The organism is Clostridium sp. MCC344, assembly GCF_018785365.1.
Taxonomy (GTDB): domain Bacteria; phylum Bacillota; class Clostridia; order Lachnospirales; family Lachnospiraceae; genus Pilosibacter.
Window position 1 is genome coordinate 1 of the sequence record NZ_WQPQ01000110.1, and the last position, 555, is coordinate 555.

Sequence of the window (555 nt, forward strand, 5' to 3'; positions counted from 1 at the left end):
CTTGTAAAATTCATTCTCATTCCTCCGTATCTTCCTCCCACGGCGGGGTATCTTCGTCCTCGGGTTCCTCTGCGATCTCCCCCAGCTCCCCGTCCTCATATTCGCAGTAATCATCTTCCAAATCCGGGGCCTCATGCTTCGGCTTGTAAATCTTGAAATAGTAACCAATCCCACCGCCGGCCAGCACCACCGCACCGATCAGGAGCAGAGAGAGAAGGGGGCTGTCCTTTTTCTCCGGCTCGGGTTCCGGTACTTCCTCCACAGGTTCGGTGGGCTTTGGCTCTGGCTCCGGGGTCACTTCTTTGGGCGGTTCCTTACCCTGTTCGGCAAGAGGAAGAAGGTCGTCTGTGGTAACGGTATTGAGGAAATAGACGTTCTCGCTGGTTTTCTGTTTGTCGATCACCAGATAAAACACGCTCTCGTCTGCTGTGGTAATGATGTAAAACTCTTTACCGTCCTCGTCGGTGGCGTTGTTCACCACGGTTCCCGTCCCGTCCGGGGTAAAGGGGTTCTGTGTTTCCGGCTCCGCTTCGGTTTCCGCCGGGGCGGGAGCTG

Annotated in this window: 1 protein-coding gene; it reads right to left on the reverse strand. The window is 55.7% G+C overall.

Annotation, left to right across the window (positions count from 1 at the left end; translation table 11 throughout):
• Positions 1 to 16: 16 nt before the first annotated feature.
• The coding region (locus GPK90_RS17985) for a DUF4366 domain-containing protein (RefSeq protein WP_252197602.1) at positions 17 to 555 on the reverse strand (539 nt) is incomplete at its 5' end.